Raw genomic sequence first — 15985 nt, 5'->3', positions numbered from 1 at the left:
ATGCTTGAAAACTTAAAAGCAAATTGAAAGATAAAATAGAAAGGAATGTAGAAAAGTAAAAACATCATGATTTGAAATCATAACTCTTTCAAACTAAATGGATATGAAATGTCATGAAACAAAAAAGATAATGCCATCCAAATGACAAAGGCAGAAAACGCAGCTTTAAAGCCAAGTCCCTTCTTTTTTCTCAATAGACCTTTGCTCACGAGCCTAATCGAATAATAGCCGCTGCCGATGAAAAATAAAATGATCAGCAACAGATTGCTCGGTATCTCGTATGCTGTAGCAATGAAGATGGAAATAAAGATCAGTGAAAGAAGGAGCACAAACCCTTCCATTCCCATTTTTCTTTCCTGATCAGCCTTTTTATTTTCACTCATCTCGTTCGCCTCCTTTCTACTGTTTTCCATTTAAACCAACGTGAGTCATGTTAACAATAAACATACATGAAAACAATGATTTAACACGAACGCCGCCGCTTCAGCACATCACCCCTGTTTCACGTGAAACAAAAAATGCAGCGAAAAATAGATATTTTGGTATCAATTGCGCAAAATGAAAATAATGACAAAAAAGGGAGAGATCATAATGGGAATTGAAAAGGTTGGACAAATCGGGGTGCCGGTTCAAGACTTGGAGCGGGCTGCGGCATTTTATCAGGATGTATTGGGCCTGTCCCTTTTATTTCGGACAGATCGCATGGCTTTCTTTGAGTGCGGCGGACTGCGGCTTCTTCTCAGCCTCCCGGAAAAAGATGAATTTGCTCATGCAAGCTCCGTCATTTATTTTCAAGTTGAAGATTTGCCGGCAGTATATGATGAAATTGCAACAAAAGGCGTTTCTTTTCCGATAGAGCCGCATGTGGTGGCGAAAATTGAGCAAACGGAAACCTGGATGGCCTTCTTTGAAGATACCGAAGGAAATACCCTCGCTTTGATGAGTGAAGTGAACATATAAAAAGCGAAAACAGCTGATCCCTCAGCTGTTTTTCATTTTCACATCATCACAAGCCGATTGACACGTTCGATTTAATTCACAGGCGGCGCATTTTCCTTTCCGGCTTCGTTTGACAAATTTTATAAGCGTCCATGCCGCATAACCGAAGATGATCGCTCCGATCGTGATATTAAACAGCATGCTGTCACATCCTTCCTATGATAACCCAAGCAGTCGTCCGCCCTGATAAATCAAGAACGCGATCGCATATGCAATGGCCAGTCCGTAAACAATGGACAGGAACATCCACTTTTTCGAGTTTGTTTCTTTTTTAATCACCGCTACTGTCGCGAGACATGGTACGTATAAAAGCACGAAAGCCATAAATCCGTAAGCGGCCAACGGTGTAAATTGCTCAGCCATCATGCCTTGCAGCTGGGCTTCGGGTACGAAATAGATGATGCTCATCGAAGCAACGACAACTTCCTTCGCGAGAAAACCTGTTAATAGTGATGCCGCTGCCTGCCATGTGCCGAATCCCAGCGGCAGCAATAACGGTGCCAGCACTCCGCCGATCATCGCTAAAAAGCTGTCATCCATCTCAACACCCGTTCCGCCTGGTCCCGTATACGATAAAAGCCAAATGAGGACAGACCCGCCAAAAATGTAAGTCCCGGCTTTGCGGACGAAGCCTTTGCCCTTCTCCCATGTTGCCCGCCACAATGTGCGCGCTTGAGGCAAACGGTACGGCGGCAGTTCAATCACGAAGAACGACTTTTCTTCTTTGAGCTTGGACGAGGATAAAAACTTCGCCAGCACCAGCGCCGCAGCAATGCCCAGCACATACAAGGAAAGGACGACGAAAGCCTGATGTGCCGCGAAAAAAGCCCCTGCAAACAGAGCATAAACCGGCAGTCTTGCCGAACAGGACATAAATGGCGTCAGCATAATCGTCAAGAGTCTTTCCTTCGGCTGCTCTACAGTTCGCGCAGCCATGACGCCGGGAACATTGCAGCCGAAGCCGATGATCAGCGGAATAAAGGCTTTGCCGTTTAAACCGATCGCCTCCATCAGCCGGTCCATCACCATGGCCACACGCGCCATATATCCGGAATCTTCAAGCACCGAAATGAAGAAAAACAGGATAAAGATCTGCGGGACGAAAACGAGCACACCGCCGACACCGGCAATAATCCCATCGAGAATGAGCGCCTCAATAAACGGACTGGCTCCCATTGCCGCCAGCGCCGAGGCCGTCCATTCCGTCAGCGGTCCGCCGATGAAACCGTCCAGTGCATCAGACAATGGAACACCAAGCCAATCAAACGTCAGCATAAACATGAGATACATGAACAACAAAAAAATCGGGATGCCCAGCACCTGATGCGTTACAATCTGATCCACGCGTTCAGTCAGCGTCAGTTTTCGGTCTGACGAAGATTGCACAGAGGATGACATGATGCGGTCAATCCACCTCTCTCTCTCATTGTAAATATGCTGATGCAGCGATTTTACGGAATGTTCCTGAAGAAGGCGTTTTTCGGTCTCCTCGTAAATTTCCTTTAATCTTTCGCTGTCGGCTGCATCTTCTAACTGTTCTTTCATTTTCGAGTTGCCTTCCAAATATTGAAGGGCCATCCAGCGCTTTAAAACGCCGGGGGGCTCCGGTATGATCGATTCGATCCGGCCAATCGCTTCTTCCACTGCGCTTCCGTAATTGATAACGAGCGGCTCCGCTCTCTTTTCCTTTTCAAGAAGCAAATGCCGGCTCAGTTCATCACACCCTTTGCCGCTGCGGGCAATCACAGGAATCACCGGAACACCTAGCGCTTCAGACATTTTTTGATGATCAATGAAGACGCCGCGCTGTCCTGCAACATCGATCATATTTAAACCGATTGTGAGCGGATGACCAAATTCCAGGAGCTGCACGGTTAAGTGCAAATTCCGCTTTAACTGTGATGCATCGACAATATTCAATATGTCTGAAAATGATTCATTGAGCAGGAAGTCAGTGACGACCCCTTCATCGCGGGACAGCGGACTCAATGTATAAACGCCGGGGAGATCGACCATCATTCCTTGTTTATGGCGGAGCTGTCCCACCTTTTTCTCAACGGTCACCCCGCTCCAGTTTCCGACATACTCATAGGAGCCTGTCAGCGCATTAAACAATGACGTCTTCCCCGTATTCGGATTTCCGAAAAGGGCAATCTGCCGGCTGTTCATAGCTTTTCAATCCTGATCTTTTTTGCTTCTTCAAGCCGTATGCCGAGACACTGTCCGCCTGACTCGAACATGAACGGACCGCCAAACGGCAATTTGCGCTTCACGCAAATTTCTGCTTCCTCTTTCATCCCGAGCTGTATGAGCCTGCGCTGAACAAGCTCATTCACTTCTGAAAAATCTATGATTCTTGCTCTCTCTTTTTGCTTTAATTCAGCTAAAACCATCGTTGAGGCCTCCACATTCTGAAAATGATAATCGTTATCATAATATGATTATAGGCAATAAGTCACCTTCCATTTAAAAGGAGATGTGTCAAAACCGGAACATTTTTGCGGGAATATAAAAAAGCGAAAAACCCCGGCGATACAATCTGCCGTTCTGGCTTTTCGCTCTATCAAGCTATGTCGTTAACCGGCATGATGGTGCACTTTTTGCTCCATTCTCTTCTTTTTCGGCACATAAATTTTTCCGACAAACATATAGCCGTACTTCAATTTATTGACGGCCCAGGATATGAAAACCGCAGCCCCTGTAGAAATGAAAAACAAAAGCAAAACAGCCGAAACCGTACCGATGCTGTCAAGGGTGGTTAAGATGACCAATCCGAAAATCAGGATAAAAGCGTGCAATAGATAAATAGAAAAAGAATAGTTGCTGATCATCATGATCAGCTTCGGCACCGACTTCAGTTTTGAAAACAGGTGAAAGCATAAGAAAATGATGCTTGTCGAATAAAGCAGGATATCCGGACGCTTTGACGTCACCCCGATGTCTTGTCCGAAGTAGGAAACCGCTACAATGAAACATCCGGTCACAGCAGCCGCCGCATACACCGCATGCCTGTACCGTTCCAGCAATGCCAAAAAGCGCTCGTAATTCTTGCCGCAATAATAGGCCAAACAAAAGTAAAAGAGCCAGCCGGGAAACGGCACCCACGAAAAAGGAAACGGCGCCTCCTCCTGAACGACCGGAGGTTGAATGAACGTGAAATAGCTCAAATAAGCCGCTGTGACCGCAAAAGAAATCGAAAGCACCCATTTAGGCGAAGCCTTTTGCAAAAATGAATGGAAGCACATGTGCAGCAAGTAAAATTGAAAAATGACGAGAATGAAGTAACCGATGAAATTCCCCAAGAATATATTCGCCAACAGTTTTTTAATAATGACCGATGCATGAAATTGCTGCATCATCAGACCTGCGGTCATAAAAGCATCCAAAACAGCGATAAATAGAAAAGGGATGAAAATTGTTTTAAACCGCTTTTTTAAAAACCCTTCCGGAACACCGCCAGGATAGGCATGCGCGAGCAAAAATTCGGAAATGAAAATAAACGCCGGCGTACTGAACATCAGTAGCGTTCTGAAAGATTCAACAACCCGGAAAGCTGCCTCTCCGAGCATGTCCGCCCGCACCATGAGCACCATCGATATCGCATGAAGCAAAACAACGCTTAAACAGGAGATGCAGCGAATGACAAAAATTTCTTTTACTTGCAAATCGATCACTCCTTCTTCAAAATTGAAATAATATCAAATTAACATAATCATCCAAATGAAGGAAGAGGCAAAATACATAGGTATGTTTATCCCAAATTTGCCGGCTGCAAGTATAAAAAAAAGATTAGACACGTAGTCTAATCTTTTTTAAATCGCCGCTTTTATCTGTTTTGTATAGTAGAAGCGGACAATGAAGTAATATATGACCTGTATGGCGAAGAACACGCCGAGCACCATTGCAGATTCCTTGAACAGGTTGTACTGAAAGGCATGCGATAAAGCGGTCAGCGCTACAGCTCCATGGACAAGGGCAACAGCGATAGGCGCGAAGAACAGAATGCCGATCTGCCTGTTCAGCACTTTATGCAGTTCGCGGTCTGTTAAGCCCATTTTGGCAATCGATTTGAATTTCTGCTTATCATCGTCCAAATCAGTGTACAACCGGAAATAGAGGAAGCTTCCTGCTGAAACGAAGAAGACGATTCCGATAAACAGTCCGACAAATAATATCGGGCCATACCCTTTGCTTATATTATATACCTCATAATCTACAGCCGCGAAATACATGTGATCCAGTTTCTTTTGCAAAACCTCCCCGGCTTTCACTAAAGCCATGCCGTCAGATTCTTTTGCCTGCCATGCATAGAACCGGTTTTCGCTTTTCGGTTTTTTCAGCTGTGCGAAATCATCGTCTGTCACAATATAATAGCTGGGTTCAGATAACGCTTTTGAACGGATCGTTTGATCAGCCTTCAGCTGCTTTCCGTTTGCAAGAGGGATTGACGAAGGGTGCTGCTGGTCGTCATCTCCCTCTAAGCCGATCTTGACCTCATACTCGGCAGCCGCCGCTTTCCCGTCTTCCAGCTTGATGCGGTCAGCCCCGACGAGATCGGCAAACTTGTTATAGTCAGATTCTTTCACAATCAGCATGTCATTGCCGTCGACATCGAAATATTGAAGGACAGCTGAAGCTTTGTCTGTTTTGATATTTCGTTCATTCAGCGTGTCGTTGATGAAATCCACGTCTTTTTCGATGTGTTTATTTGTTTCCGGCGTTTTATATGAGAACGTATTCGGGTTCATCTCTTTAATTCCGTTTGTCAGCAGAGTTTGGAAACCGTACAGCGTCCCGATCGCGCTGAATGCGACAGTAGAGATAATGGCCACCATAAAAAACGTCCGCGCATTGTCTTTCATCCGGTAAGACAGATCAGAAAACAAAATCATATTCGTTTTCCGCCAAAACAGGCTTTCCCGTTTTTTGAGCCTGCGGATCACATAAACACTCAGCTGCGTAAACAGCAGATATGTGCCGATAATAACAACAATTGTCACCGGCACCATCGCCGCAAGAACGCCTATTCCTTTGACAACCAAAGCGGTGTAATAGCCTCCGGCAAGCAGCACAGCTGCAATCAGTGTAAGTAAGGCAGATGCTTTCGGCTCCCCTTTGGAGATTTTGTTCCCTTTTAGCAGAACAATCAGCTTCTCGCTCCTGAGCACAAACGACACAAGAAAAGAGATAAATAAGAACAGGCCGTTAAAAGAAATAAACGTCACAATCATCGCCATCAACGGGAAGTAAAAATCGAGCTTGTTATCAATAATCAGCACATTTTCCGCTGTGAGCAGTATCAATTTGGCGAATACAAGTCCGAGCACAATTCCGCCGATTGTCGCAAAAAATCCAATCAGCATATTTTCAAGAAATACCATCATGCGAATTTGGCGCATCGACATTCCCTGGATCATTAAAACGCCGAATTCCTTTTTTCTCGATTGAAGAAACGAACTCATTGAGTACAGCACAAAGAAGAAAGAAAAGACAAAAATAATGCCGCCGGAGACTAACAGGCCAACGGAAGCATGCTGCCCGATGCCGGAGGTTAAAGAATCACTGGTCATCACCGGGTGGAAAGCAAAAATCGCAAATGCGAAAAAAACCATCACCGTAAACATGCTGCTGAGAAAATAAGCGGCATACAGCCTTTTGTTGCGAATGACGTTGTTAAACGCGAACTGACGAAAGGTCATTTGCATCCCCTCCCAACAAGGACAGTGTATCGAGAATCTTTTGGAAAAACGCTTGGCGGTTATCGCCGCGGTTGATCTCCGAATACAGCTTTCCGTCCTTAATAAAGACGACCCGATTGCAATAGCTTGCCGCCTGAGGGTCATGCGTGACAAGCATCATGGTCGCTTTTTCGCTGCGGTTGATCGACTCAAGCATTTCCATCACATCTTTGGATGACTTTGAATCAAGGTTGCCCGTCGGTTCATCGGCAAGCAGAAGCTTCGGCGAATGAATCATCGCTCTCGCTACAGCCGCACGCTGGGCCTGACCGCCCGATATTTCAAATGTGCGCTTTTTCATGATCTGGGTAATCCCGAGCTTTTCGGCTAAATCGTTTGCCTTCCGCTTCATTTCCCTGACCTTTTCGCCGTCAAGCGTCAAAGGAAGTACGATATTTTCTTCAACCGTTAATGTCGGCAGAAGGTTAAAGTCCTGAAACACAAATCCCAGCTCTCTGCGGCGAAATTTCGCCAATTTATCTTTTTTGAGAACATGCGGGTTTTGGCCGTTGATCAATATTTCGCCCGTCGTCGGTTCATCGATCGTTGCAATCATATTTAATAGGGTCGTTTTTCCGCTTCCCGACGGCCCCATAATGCCGACGAATTCACCTTTATCAATTGTTAGGTTAATATCCGTTAACGCGCGATACGCAATTTTTCCTTCGTAAATCTTACTGGCTTGTTTGACCTGAAGCATCACAAGATCTCCTTTCACCTTTAACTTTCGATCTGTGACCAGTTTACCTGAATCTCTTGTTGATGAACTATCGATTCTTCTTTCACTTTCATTACATCGATGTAAGGTTTTGCGTAGCCGTGAAAATCAGCCGGATTGTCGTGCCTTTCCCTTCTTGCGATTCAAGTTCGATCCGGTGGCCGAGCTGGTCAGCCGCCGCTTTTGCCAAGTAAAGACCCATTCCGGTCGATTCTCTGAAACGGCGTCCGTTTTCTCCTGTGAAAAACGGGTCGAATACCCGCTTTTGATCTGTATCCGGGATGCCGGCGCCGAAATCTGTCACTTCCAATACCGCTTCCGAATCGTTTTCACCAATAGAAATAATAACCGTATTGCTTTTTCCCGCCGAATATTTGACCGCATTGTTGACAAATTGGGAAATGATGAAAAACAGCCACTTTTCATCTGTTTCGACGGTGATGCCTTTTTTGACTTCCTTGAACTTAGGATAAACTTGACTGCGAATGTAAAAGCGCTTGTTTTCGCGATTGACCTCGTGAACGATATCCGCCAATGCAACCGGTTTTATACGGAAATCCTGCTCGATCGTCCGCAGTCTGGCCATATAGAGAATCGTATTGAGGCCCGTTTTCATCCGCTCGGTCTCCTCGCGGATGCTGGATGATTCCGGTTCATCCAAATTTTGGGCCGTCAGTTCGATGACCGAAAGCGGCGTCTTCATTTGGTGCACCCATTGATCCATGAAAGTCAAATGCTCTTTTTGTCCAAGCTCCAGCTTCTTTAATTCTTGGCGGTATTGCCTGTACTGGCTTTTCAGCAGCTGTTCAAGCGCTTCTGAAAGAGGGGATTGAGGCTGATGCGATTGCCTGAAGGTGTCATCCAATGATTCCAGCCCGCTCGTCATCCGCTTGTAAAACTTCCGGCGCGTATAGTAATGGTAGAAAAGATAGCAGCCAAGAAAGAAAAAGCCGAGAAAAACGGCATAAAAAGCCGGCCTGATGTGCTGATACCCATCAAGCCAATACACCGACAGCATCGTGATAAACTGCAGTACCTGCACAGCAATCAACAGATAGTGTTCTTTGAAAAAAAGCTTCATTCCTCTCCCGCCTTCACCCAGGATACATTCAAGCGGTAGCCCGCACCCCGCACTGTTTCCACTGCATCTTCAATACCGAGCTCCTGAAATTTTTTTCTGACGCGTGTAATGTTGACATTAAGCGTGTTTTCATCCACATATGCCTGATCATCCCACAGCTTAGCCAGCAAATCTTCCCGGCCGGAAATCCTCGGGTGGCGTTCCATTAAGCTTTCGATAATATCAGCTTCTTTTTTCGTCAAAGCAGCCGTTTGACCGGCAAATGTCAGTTCAAGTCTTTCCGGATACAGCCGCAGCCCTTCTTTTTCCAAAAGCCGTTCCTCCGCCTTTGCCGCATACTCCCCGTAAGCCCTGCGAAGCTGGCTGCGTATTTTTGCCATGACGATCTCGGCGTGAAACGGCTTGGTGATAAAGTCATCTCCGCCGTTTTCCAATGCCATCACCTGATCCATTTCGCCAGTCCGCGCCGAAATAAACAAGACGGGGCAAATCGATTCCTGGCGGATTTGCCGGCACCAGTAATAGCCGTCAAAGCTCGGCAGATTAATATCAAGCAGAACAAGATCAGGCGCCGTGCTTCTGAACTCATCCATGACACGGTCAAAGTCTTTCACTACATGAACGTTATATCCGTATTTGACAATATGCGATTTTAACAGATCGGCAATCTTCGGGTCGTCTTCTACAATCATCACTTTTTGCATCTCGGTCTCTCCTTTTGTTTGGATATATTATGACACGAAGCGGTCTGATAAACAAAAGCCGCCGCAATCCGTCCTACCTTACAATCATGTAAGTGTACTGTAATATCAATCAATATCTTCTCCCTGCGCCTTTTTTATAAAATAATACCATCCACAAACTGAATGAAAGAGGAGAAGGTATATGAAGACACGGGCGGGCGGCCTGATTGCCGCGGTTCTGATCGCCATTGCCGGCGTTTTTATTCTGCAGAAAGCGACAGGGGGCCTTGTACCGCTGGCCGATGATTTCATACAAGGTCAGGGAAAGCCTGAGGCTTATTATCTCAAAGCTGAAGATCATGCAGAAAAGCTGAATAACGGAAAGTACAACTACACATTCACCGGATATGACGCGAGCGGACACAAACAGCAGATTAACGCAGAGGCGGACGAAAAACTGCGTCCCGGCGCTTTCATCAAAGTATGGGCGTACGGAACGAAAGCAAAAAGCTTGACTGAAGTACACGAAGAAGAAATTCCCGAGGGCGCTTTGGCCGCCATGAAAACCAATTAAAACCCCATCGCCGGATGGGGTTTTCTGCTTAATATTTAAATCGATTGATGACGGTTTGTAGTTCTTCAGCCAATTGGGACAGCGATTCTGCTGCATAAGAGATTTCTTCCATCGAAGCCAGCTGCTCCTGGGTTGAGGAAGCAACCGCTTTTGTGCTAGCCGACGTTTCCTGTGATCCGGATGCCAATGTTTGAATGGTGTTTTGGACCATTTCGACACCTGATGTCAGCTGCTGAGTAGAAGCTGCGACTTCTTGGATTTGAGAAGCAACCTGTTCCACCAAGTTCAAAATTTCGTTGAAATTACCGGTCGTCTCCTGGGACAGGGCTATTCCGGAGCTGACATTTTCTTGAACGACTTTAATATTATTTACCGTTTCTACCGATTCATTTTGGATCGTTGTGACCAATGATTGAATGTGGTTCGCGGACTTATTCGTTTCGTCCGCCAATTTTCGGACCTCTTCCGCTACGACGGCAAACCCTTTTCCTTGTTCTCCCGCTCTTGCTGCTTCAATTGCCGCGTTCAGTGCCAGCAAATTTGTCTGCTCCGAAATATCGGTGATGAGCGAAGAAATGTTGCTGATTTCCGCCGTGCTTGACACGAGCGCCTGCAGGCCGGTGCCGGCTGAGTCGACCGATTTATCAATGAAATTCATTTGTTCGAGCATTTTATGAACGGACTCGGAGCCGATTTCGGCTTTGTCTCTCATCGAAGACGACAGATCCGCTATGCTGCCTGTATTGGAGGCAACGGATGATAAACGGTCCAGCAATTCATGAATCGATTCAGAGCTTTTTTCTGTCATTTCGCTTTGCGTCATATTGCTGTCGGCAATCGCCTGCATCTCTTCGGAAATCAGTTCGGAAGTCGATTTCGATTCCTCCGCGCTTGCCGACAACTGTTCAGAGGATGCGGCGACTTGTTCAGACGAGCTGCTGATCTGCCTCACAATTTCCGTCAGCGACTGAACAAAAGCATTGAAAGAATTTGCAAGCTGGCCGAACTCGTCTTTATTTTTGACGATCACTTTTTTAGTTAAATCCGCCTCTCCGTGGGCGATGTCCTCAAGCTGCTGATTCAGGCTTCTCAACGGTACCAGAATAGACTTCAAGAGCAGCAGGCTCAAAACAATTCCCAATATCACTGATACTCCTGTGACAATGATGATGACCCATTCGCTCATCGTCCCATTGGCGCTGATCTCTGCTTTCAGATCTTCCACCTCTTGTTCCAGGCTTTCGACCAGCTGATTGACAGACGGATCGAGGACATCTTTTCTTAATGTTCTTTCCTCTCCGAAATGGATCGATTCGGCTTTTTTAGGGCTTGAAGCGTAAGTCTGCATGACTTGTTGATTTAAATCCCAAAAAGCCTTGAAATTTTCTTTAATTTCTTCGACGTTCGCTTTGTATGTTTCTTCCCGGATCAGTTTCCCGGCCCGGTCAAGACTCTTTAAAACATCGTCGGCCTTGTCCTTCATTCCTTCACTGTATTCATTGTCTCCGGTCATAATAAGGGCTCTCTCGTCATTCGACAAGCCGGTCAGACGGTATTGGATATGCTTAATCTCTTTTTGAAATTCCATCTTGTCCTTAAGTTCTTCATTCTTTTTCACTGTAGAAGAAATCATAAAAACAGAGGAAATTCCGATTCCGAGGATTGAAACGACTAGAATTGATATGATTCCCAGCAGTTTTGTTTTTACTTTCATTATGGTGATCCTTTCTCCTTTATGTCATCAATGATGAAAAACAGTTTTCAAATTAAATATCTTCTTCATTTCATAGTATCGACATATTTCGTCAAAATTTGAGAAGGTGCAGAATATAAGCCGAAGAAAAAGCTCTGCCGGGAAGGCAGAGCTTTTAATGAATTGGTTTACTAGGCGGACCCGCCGATTTGGTATGTTCATAGAAGTGGTGAAAATAATCATTTGTCTCTGCTTTGATGACTTTCCAAAGCAGCAGGATGGCGATCAGGTTTGGAATCATCATCAGCGCATTCGCCATATCGGCAAACGCCCAGACGGTGACGAGGTTGGCAATCGTCCCGATGCCGCAAGCGAGGATGTAGACAAGCCTGTAGCCCGCAATTCCTTTGGAACCGGCCAAATACTCGAAGCACTTTTCTCCGTAAACATACCAGCCGACAATTGTAGAAAACCCAAAGAAAATCACCGACAGCGATACAATGTATTCGCCTGCCGCGCCGAGTACTGAGGCAAAAGCCGCGCTCGTCAATGCCCCGCCTTCCAGGCTGGCATTATGGGACACGCCTGATATCAAGCCGCCAGACGGGTCCCAGAAACCGGTAATGATAAGGGTTAAACCGGTCATCGTACACACCACGATCGTAACGATAAATGTCCCGGTCATTGCGACGAGCGCCTGTTTTACCGGATGGTCTGCACGCGCATTTCCGGCGATTAGCGCGGCCGTCCCAAGACCTGCTTCGTTTGAAAAAATACCGCGGGATACCCCGTTCCGAACGGCTTCAGATACGGCAATTCCAAGGAAGCCGCCGGCTGCAGCCACAGGGTGAAAAGCATAATAGAAAATCAGCTCAAAAGCCGGAATAATCTTGTCATAATTCAAAATCAGAATCAAAATTGCCCCGCCCATGTAAAGAAAAGCCATGATCGGCACAAAGAAGCTGGCAACCGTACTGATCCGCTGGATGCCGCCGAAGATGATGACGCTGACGAGAATGACCAGAATCAGCCCTGTCACCCAGTTTTCGATGCCGAAACTGTTCTTCGTAATATCAGCGATCGTATTGGATTGGACACTGTTGCCTATCCCCAAAGCGGCAAAAGCTCCAAACAGTGCAAAGGCGATGGCGAGTCCTTTAAATCTGCGGCCGAGTCCGCGTTCGATATAATACATCGGCCCGCTTGAATATTCCCCTTTTTCATTTTTCACACGGAATTTAACAGCGAGCAAGGCTTCCGCGTATTTCGTTGCCATGCCCAACAGCCCGACAACCCACATCCAAAAGATCGAACCCGGCCCGCCGAGTGTCAATGCCGTCGCGACACCTGCGATATTTCCGTTTCCGATCGTGGCGGCGAGCGCTGTCATTAAAGCTTTAAAATGGCTCACATCCCCTTCGGCAGCCGCGTCTTTGCTGTCTTCTTTACCAAACCCGATCTTAAACGCATAGATCAGGCGGCGAAATTGCAGTCCCTTTAAAACAATCGTTAAAAATAAGCCTGTCCCAAATAATAAAATTAAACTGGGCGGCCCCCATAGTACCTTATTAATCTTGCCTAGTATTTCTAAGATATCCATATGACTCACTCCTGACAAAGATAACGCTTTCATAGCTGCATGAGATATTCTATCACAACGGAAAATGGTTATGTTTGTGAAACGACACAAAATGTAATCGCTTACATTTGTTTTTTTAACAAAACTATTTTTTACAGAAAAAAAACTTAATAGATAACTCCTTGCATCAAGCCTTTCACCTCATTCAACGTTCACCAATTTGTTAAATTTCACAAAAAAGCGCTTACATTTTTAATTTTACACACGATGTTCTTCCCGATTCAGAGATTTATACTAGCGATAGAATCATATTTCATTTGAGGGGGACGACATCATGATCATTGGAATTCCTAAAGAAATTAAAAACAACGAAAACCGTGTAGCCATTACTCCGGCCGGAGTAGTCGCACTAAAAAAAAGCGGTCATCAAGTTTTCATCGAACAGGGGGCCGGACTTGGAAGCGGCTTTGAGGACGCCGACTACAAAGCCGCCGGAGCAGAGATTTTGGCTGAAGCGAAAGATGTGTGGGGAAAAGCGGATATGGTCATGAAGGTGAAAGAGCCGATCAGCTCTGAATACGGCTATTTCCGAAAAGGACTTGTTTTATTTACGTATCTGCACTTAGCAGCTGAACCTAAGCTTGCGAAAGCGCTTGTGGACAGCGGCGTCACAGCCATCGCTTACGAAACGGTCGAAGTGAACCGGACGCTTCCGCTCCTGACTCCAATGAGTGAAGTCGCCGGACGCATGGCATCGCAGATCGGCGCGCAATTTCTTGAGAAATCAAAAGGCGGCAAAGGCATCCTGTTATCGGGCGTACCTGGTGTAAAACGCGGCAAAGTTACGATCATCGGCGGCGGAGTGGTCGGTACGAACGCTGCCAAAATCGCTGTCGGACTTGGTGCTGACGTCACTTTGATCGACTTGAGCGCTGAGCGCCTCCGTCAGCTCGATGATCAGTTTGGCAAAGACATACAAACGCTTATGTCCAACCCGCTCAACATTGCAGAAGCCGTAAAAGACTCAGACCTTGTCATCGGCGCCGTCTTAATTCCTGGTGCTAAAGCGCCGAAGCTTGTCACAGAAGAGATGATTCAGTCGATGTCGCCAGGCTCAGTTGTTGTAGACGTGGCGATTGATCAGGGCGGCATTATTGAAACGGTTGATAAAATCACCACGCATGATGATCCAACTTACACGAAGCACGGCGTTGTCCATTATGCCGTCGCCAATATGCCGGGAGCCGTTCCGCGTACATCGACGATCGGCTTAACAAACGTCACCATGCCTTACGCTTTGCAAATCGCAAATAAAGGCGTTGAACAAGCAGTCGCCGAAAATCAGGCGCTCGCTCTCGGCGTCAACGTTGCAAACGGAAGCATCACCTACAAGGCCGTCGCACGCGATCTTGGATATGAATACGTATCTGTAGAAGATGCATTTCAAACGGTAACCGCTGGTTAAACGGATTTTATCTCTTGAGAACATTTTAATAACTCTTTCTGACTGTCCTTTCACGAAAAAAGGCCGGATATCATCCGGCCCTTTTTCATTCTGCTTTAAACATTGACGGCCGCTTTCCGGCAAACGGCGTTCGCCTTCATCCGAGAAATCGGCTACAGTCAATTTTTGAATGGTGTTCCCGTATCCACATATTTAAATACATTCAAAGACGGCAATGGATGTCCTTTAAAATCAAACAAAGCCTGATTGTCTACGGCGTTGCCGCCAAACCACTTTCCTGCGTCTTCCGGGTCATATTCAGCGGCATAGCTTGTGGCCCAGCCTGATCCGTATGTCTCCCAAAGCGCTTGATTTTTCTCGAGCTGGTGTGCCGGTCCTACCGGAATCCATGCCGGTTCCCAATAGAAAACGCCGATTCCGGCTTCGCCTACATCGCTGACCGCTTGAATCACATCACGGACCGCGTTCGCCTGCCCTTGAACGGTCACCGGATAATTGAGTGTTTGACCGTTTTTAGGAGCTGTATTTTCGTGTCCGTCTCCGTCTTCAGCCGTATACGTATAAGATGTCTCGGCAACCATAACCTTTTTGCCGTACGTATCTGCGACTGATGTCAGGACGGATGTTAAGTTCTTCAGCGTGCCATGCCAAAACGGATAATATGAGCTTGCAAACACATCGTAGTCTACGTGATGCCGGTGAAGCGTCTCGGCAATCCAAGTGTACCTGCCGGACGTCTCCGGATTGGTAAAATGCAAGGCGACTAAAATATTCGAATCCGTCTCCCGGATCGCTTGACTCCCCGCGTTGAATAATTGGCTCATCTTCGCCCAATCCGTTTCACCGGCAAGGCCCCCGTTTGTTTCGTTTCCGACCTGCACCATGCCGACGTCAATGCCTGCTGCTTTCATCGCATCAAGGCTTTGTTTTGTAAATTGGTAAAACGCCGTTTTTTTGTCTTCGAAGCTTAGGTTCGCCCATGCTTTCGGCGCTTTCTGTTTCGCCGGGTCCGCCCAGAAATCGGAATAGTGGAAATCCGCCAGCAGCTTCATTCCGTTGGCAGTGGCCCGTTTTCCAATCTGAATCGCTTTTTCCAGATCATTGTTGCCCCCTCCATAGCCATTGCCGTTGGCATCATAGGGGTCATTCCATATGCGCACCCGGACATAATTGACACCTGCTTCCTTCAGCGTTTTGAATATATCCTGTTTCTTTCCGGATTCATTGTAAAAGGTAACGCCGCTCTCTTCCAAAGCGATGATGCTCGAAACATCAACCCCTTTTATAAAATCCTTGTGAAGCCCTGAAACCTTTTCGACAAAAAGGCCGCTTTCTGCCGTCCCTGAATCTCTGGCGGCTTCCGCCGGACCGCTGGTTCCAAATGCGCCCAAAACAAAAATTAACACCACAAAAACAGCCAGCACGTTCTTCATGAATCTCGCTTCTCCCCTTTCA

The 15985-nt window shown here is 46.5% G+C and carries 15 protein-coding genes; 3 read left to right on the top strand and 12 right to left on the bottom strand.

Going from position 1 to position 15985, the window contains the following annotated elements; all coding sequences use genetic code 11:
* Positions 1-77 precede the first annotated feature (77 nt).
* Positions 78-383 (bottom strand): DUF6773 family protein, encoded by a 306-nt coding sequence (locus tag BTA31_RS12600; RefSeq protein WP_239693193.1) that lies wholly within the window; start codon positions 381-383, stop codon positions 78-80.
* Positions 384-591: 208 nt separating this feature from the next.
* Here BTA31_RS12600 and BTA31_RS12595 point away from each other — a divergent pair, with 208 nt between their 5' ends.
* Positions 592-960: a VOC family protein gene (locus tag BTA31_RS12595; RefSeq protein WP_043926172.1), complete on the top strand. Its 369-nt coding sequence runs from the start codon at positions 592-594 to the stop codon at positions 958-960.
* Between the two features lie 21 nt (positions 961-981).
* On the opposite strand, the gene BTA31_RS12590 is transcribed toward BTA31_RS12595, so the two are convergent.
* The 8 genes from BTA31_RS12590 to BTA31_RS12555 all read right to left on the bottom strand — a co-directional run bounded on the left by BTA31_RS12590 (position 982) and on the right by BTA31_RS12555 (position 9240).
* Positions 982-1140: a FeoB-associated Cys-rich membrane protein gene (locus BTA31_RS12590; protein WP_076792076.1), complete on the bottom strand. Its 159-nt coding sequence runs from the start codon at positions 1138-1140 to the stop codon at positions 982-984.
* 15 nt (positions 1141-1155) lie between these two features.
* Positions 1156-3168, bottom strand: a complete 2013-nt coding sequence (feoB, locus tag BTA31_RS12585) for a ferrous iron transport protein B (protein ID WP_076792073.1) — start codon at positions 3166-3168, stop codon at positions 1156-1158.
* On the bottom strand, positions 3165-3392 hold the full coding sequence (locus BTA31_RS12580) for a FeoA family protein (RefSeq protein ID WP_043926170.1): 228 nt from the start codon (positions 3390-3392) through the stop codon (positions 3165-3167). Before BTA31_RS12580 ends, feoB begins: the two co-directional genes overlap by 4 nt.
* 183 nt (positions 3393-3575) lie before the next feature.
* Entirely contained in the window at positions 3576-4664 is a 1089-nt protein-coding gene (locus tag BTA31_RS12575) for an acyltransferase family protein (RefSeq protein WP_076792070.1), read from the bottom strand.
* A 147-nt stretch (positions 4665-4811) separates the two neighbouring features.
* The gene (locus BTA31_RS12570) at positions 4812-6698 is read right to left on the bottom strand and encodes an FtsX-like permease family protein (protein ID WP_076792068.1); all 1887 of its coding nucleotides are present in this window, start codon (positions 6696-6698) and stop codon (positions 4812-4814) included.
* Positions 6673-7437, bottom strand: a complete 765-nt coding sequence (locus BTA31_RS12565; protein ID WP_043926167.1) for an ABC transporter ATP-binding protein — start codon at positions 7435-7437, stop codon at positions 6673-6675. Before BTA31_RS12565 ends, BTA31_RS12570 begins: the two co-directional genes overlap by 26 nt.
* Positions 7438-7528: 91 nt before the next feature.
* Positions 7529-8536: a sensor histidine kinase gene (locus BTA31_RS12560; protein ID WP_076792065.1), complete on the bottom strand. Its 1008-nt coding sequence runs from the start codon at positions 8534-8536 to the stop codon at positions 7529-7531.
* Positions 8533-9240, bottom strand: a complete 708-nt coding sequence (locus BTA31_RS12555; RefSeq protein ID WP_003177869.1) for a response regulator transcription factor — start codon at positions 9238-9240, stop codon at positions 8533-8535. Before BTA31_RS12555 ends, BTA31_RS12560 begins: the two co-directional genes overlap by 4 nt.
* A gap of 181 nt (positions 9241-9421) precedes the next feature.
* Here BTA31_RS12555 and BTA31_RS12550 point away from each other — a divergent pair, with 181 nt between their 5' ends.
* Positions 9422-9793 (top strand): YxeA family protein, encoded by a 372-nt coding sequence (locus BTA31_RS12550; protein WP_076792063.1) that lies wholly within the window; start codon positions 9422-9424, stop codon positions 9791-9793.
* Between the two features lie 28 nt (positions 9794-9821).
* Here BTA31_RS12550 and BTA31_RS12545 read toward each other — a convergent pair whose 3' ends face one another.
* Positions 9822-11507, bottom strand: coding sequence for a methyl-accepting chemotaxis protein (locus BTA31_RS12545; RefSeq protein WP_076792060.1), 1686 nt, complete (start codon positions 11505-11507; stop codon positions 9822-9824).
* A gap of 154 nt (positions 11508-11661) precedes the next feature.
* Positions 11662-13086 carry an alanine/glycine:cation symporter family protein gene (locus BTA31_RS12540; protein ID WP_043926163.1) on the bottom strand — a complete coding sequence of 475 codons (1425 nt, stop codon included), beginning with the start codon at positions 13084-13086 and terminating at the stop codon, positions 11662-11664.
* 313 nt (positions 13087-13399) lie between these two features.
* Here BTA31_RS12540 and ald point away from each other — a divergent pair, with 313 nt between their 5' ends.
* Complete coding sequence (gene ald, locus BTA31_RS12535) at positions 13400-14530, top strand: alanine dehydrogenase (RefSeq protein WP_076792058.1); 1131 nt, start codon at positions 13400-13402, stop codon at positions 14528-14530.
* Between the two features lie 158 nt (positions 14531-14688).
* Here the strand turns inward: ald and BTA31_RS12530 are convergent, their stop codons facing one another.
* Positions 14689-15963 (bottom strand): arabinogalactan endo-beta-1,4-galactanase, encoded by a 1275-nt coding sequence (locus tag BTA31_RS12530; RefSeq protein WP_076792055.1) that lies wholly within the window; start codon positions 15961-15963, stop codon positions 14689-14691.
* Positions 15964-15985 lie beyond the last annotated feature (22 nt).

The organism is Bacillus haynesii (assembly GCF_001969855.1).
Classification (GTDB): domain Bacteria; phylum Bacillota; class Bacilli; order Bacillales; family Bacillaceae; genus Bacillus; species Bacillus haynesii.
Note: the sequence above shows the minus strand (reverse complement) of the source record. Positions and strands in the feature narration are given on the sequence as shown.

What these genes read in the sequence shown, in the direction of transcription:
- BTA31_RS12600 (WP_239693193.1), bottom strand. Translation starts at nt 383, where the DNA reads ATGAGTGAAAATAAAAAGGCTGATCAGGAAAGAAAAATGGGAATGGAA.
- BTA31_RS12595 (WP_043926172.1), top strand. Translation starts at nt 592, where the DNA reads ATGGGAATTGAAAAGGTTGGACAAATCGGGGTGCCGGTTCAAGACTTG.
- BTA31_RS12590 (WP_076792076.1), bottom strand. Translation starts at nt 1,140, where the DNA reads ATGCTGTTTAATATCACGATCGGAGCGATCATCTTCGGTTATGCGGCA.
- feoB (WP_076792073.1), bottom strand. Translation starts at nt 3,168, where the DNA reads ATGAACAGCCGGCAGATTGCCCTTTTCGGAAATCCGAATACGGGGAAG.
- BTA31_RS12580 (WP_043926170.1), bottom strand. Translation starts at nt 3,392, where the DNA reads ATGGTTTTAGCTGAATTAAAGCAAAAAGAGAGAGCAAGAATCATAGAT.
- BTA31_RS12570 (WP_076792068.1), bottom strand. Translation starts at nt 6,698, where the DNA reads ATGACCTTTCGTCAGTTCGCGTTTAACAACGTCATTCGCAACAAAAGG.
- BTA31_RS12565 (WP_043926167.1), bottom strand. Translation starts at nt 7,437, where the DNA reads ATGCTTCAGGTCAAACAAGCCAGTAAGATTTACGAAGGAAAAATTGCG.
- BTA31_RS12560 (WP_076792065.1), bottom strand. Translation starts at nt 8,536, where the DNA reads ATGAAGCTTTTTTTCAAAGAACACTATCTGTTGATTGCTGTGCAGGTA.
- BTA31_RS12555 (WP_003177869.1), bottom strand. Translation starts at nt 9,240, where the DNA reads ATGCAAAAAGTGATGATTGTAGAAGACGACCCGAAGATTGCCGATCTG.
- BTA31_RS12550 (WP_076792063.1), top strand. Translation starts at nt 9,422, where the DNA reads ATGAAGACACGGGCGGGCGGCCTGATTGCCGCGGTTCTGATCGCCATT.
- BTA31_RS12545 (WP_076792060.1), bottom strand. Translation starts at nt 11,507, where the DNA reads ATGAAAGTAAAAACAAAACTGCTGGGAATCATATCAATTCTAGTCGTT.
- BTA31_RS12540 (WP_043926163.1), bottom strand. Translation starts at nt 13,086, where the DNA reads ATGGATATCTTAGAAATACTAGGCAAGATTAATAAGGTACTATGGGGG.
- ald (WP_076792058.1), top strand. Translation starts at nt 13,400, where the DNA reads ATGATCATTGGAATTCCTAAAGAAATTAAAAACAACGAAAACCGTGTA.
- BTA31_RS12530 (WP_076792055.1), bottom strand. Translation starts at nt 15,963, where the DNA reads ATGAAGAACGTGCTGGCTGTTTTTGTGGTGTTAATTTTTGTTTTGGGC.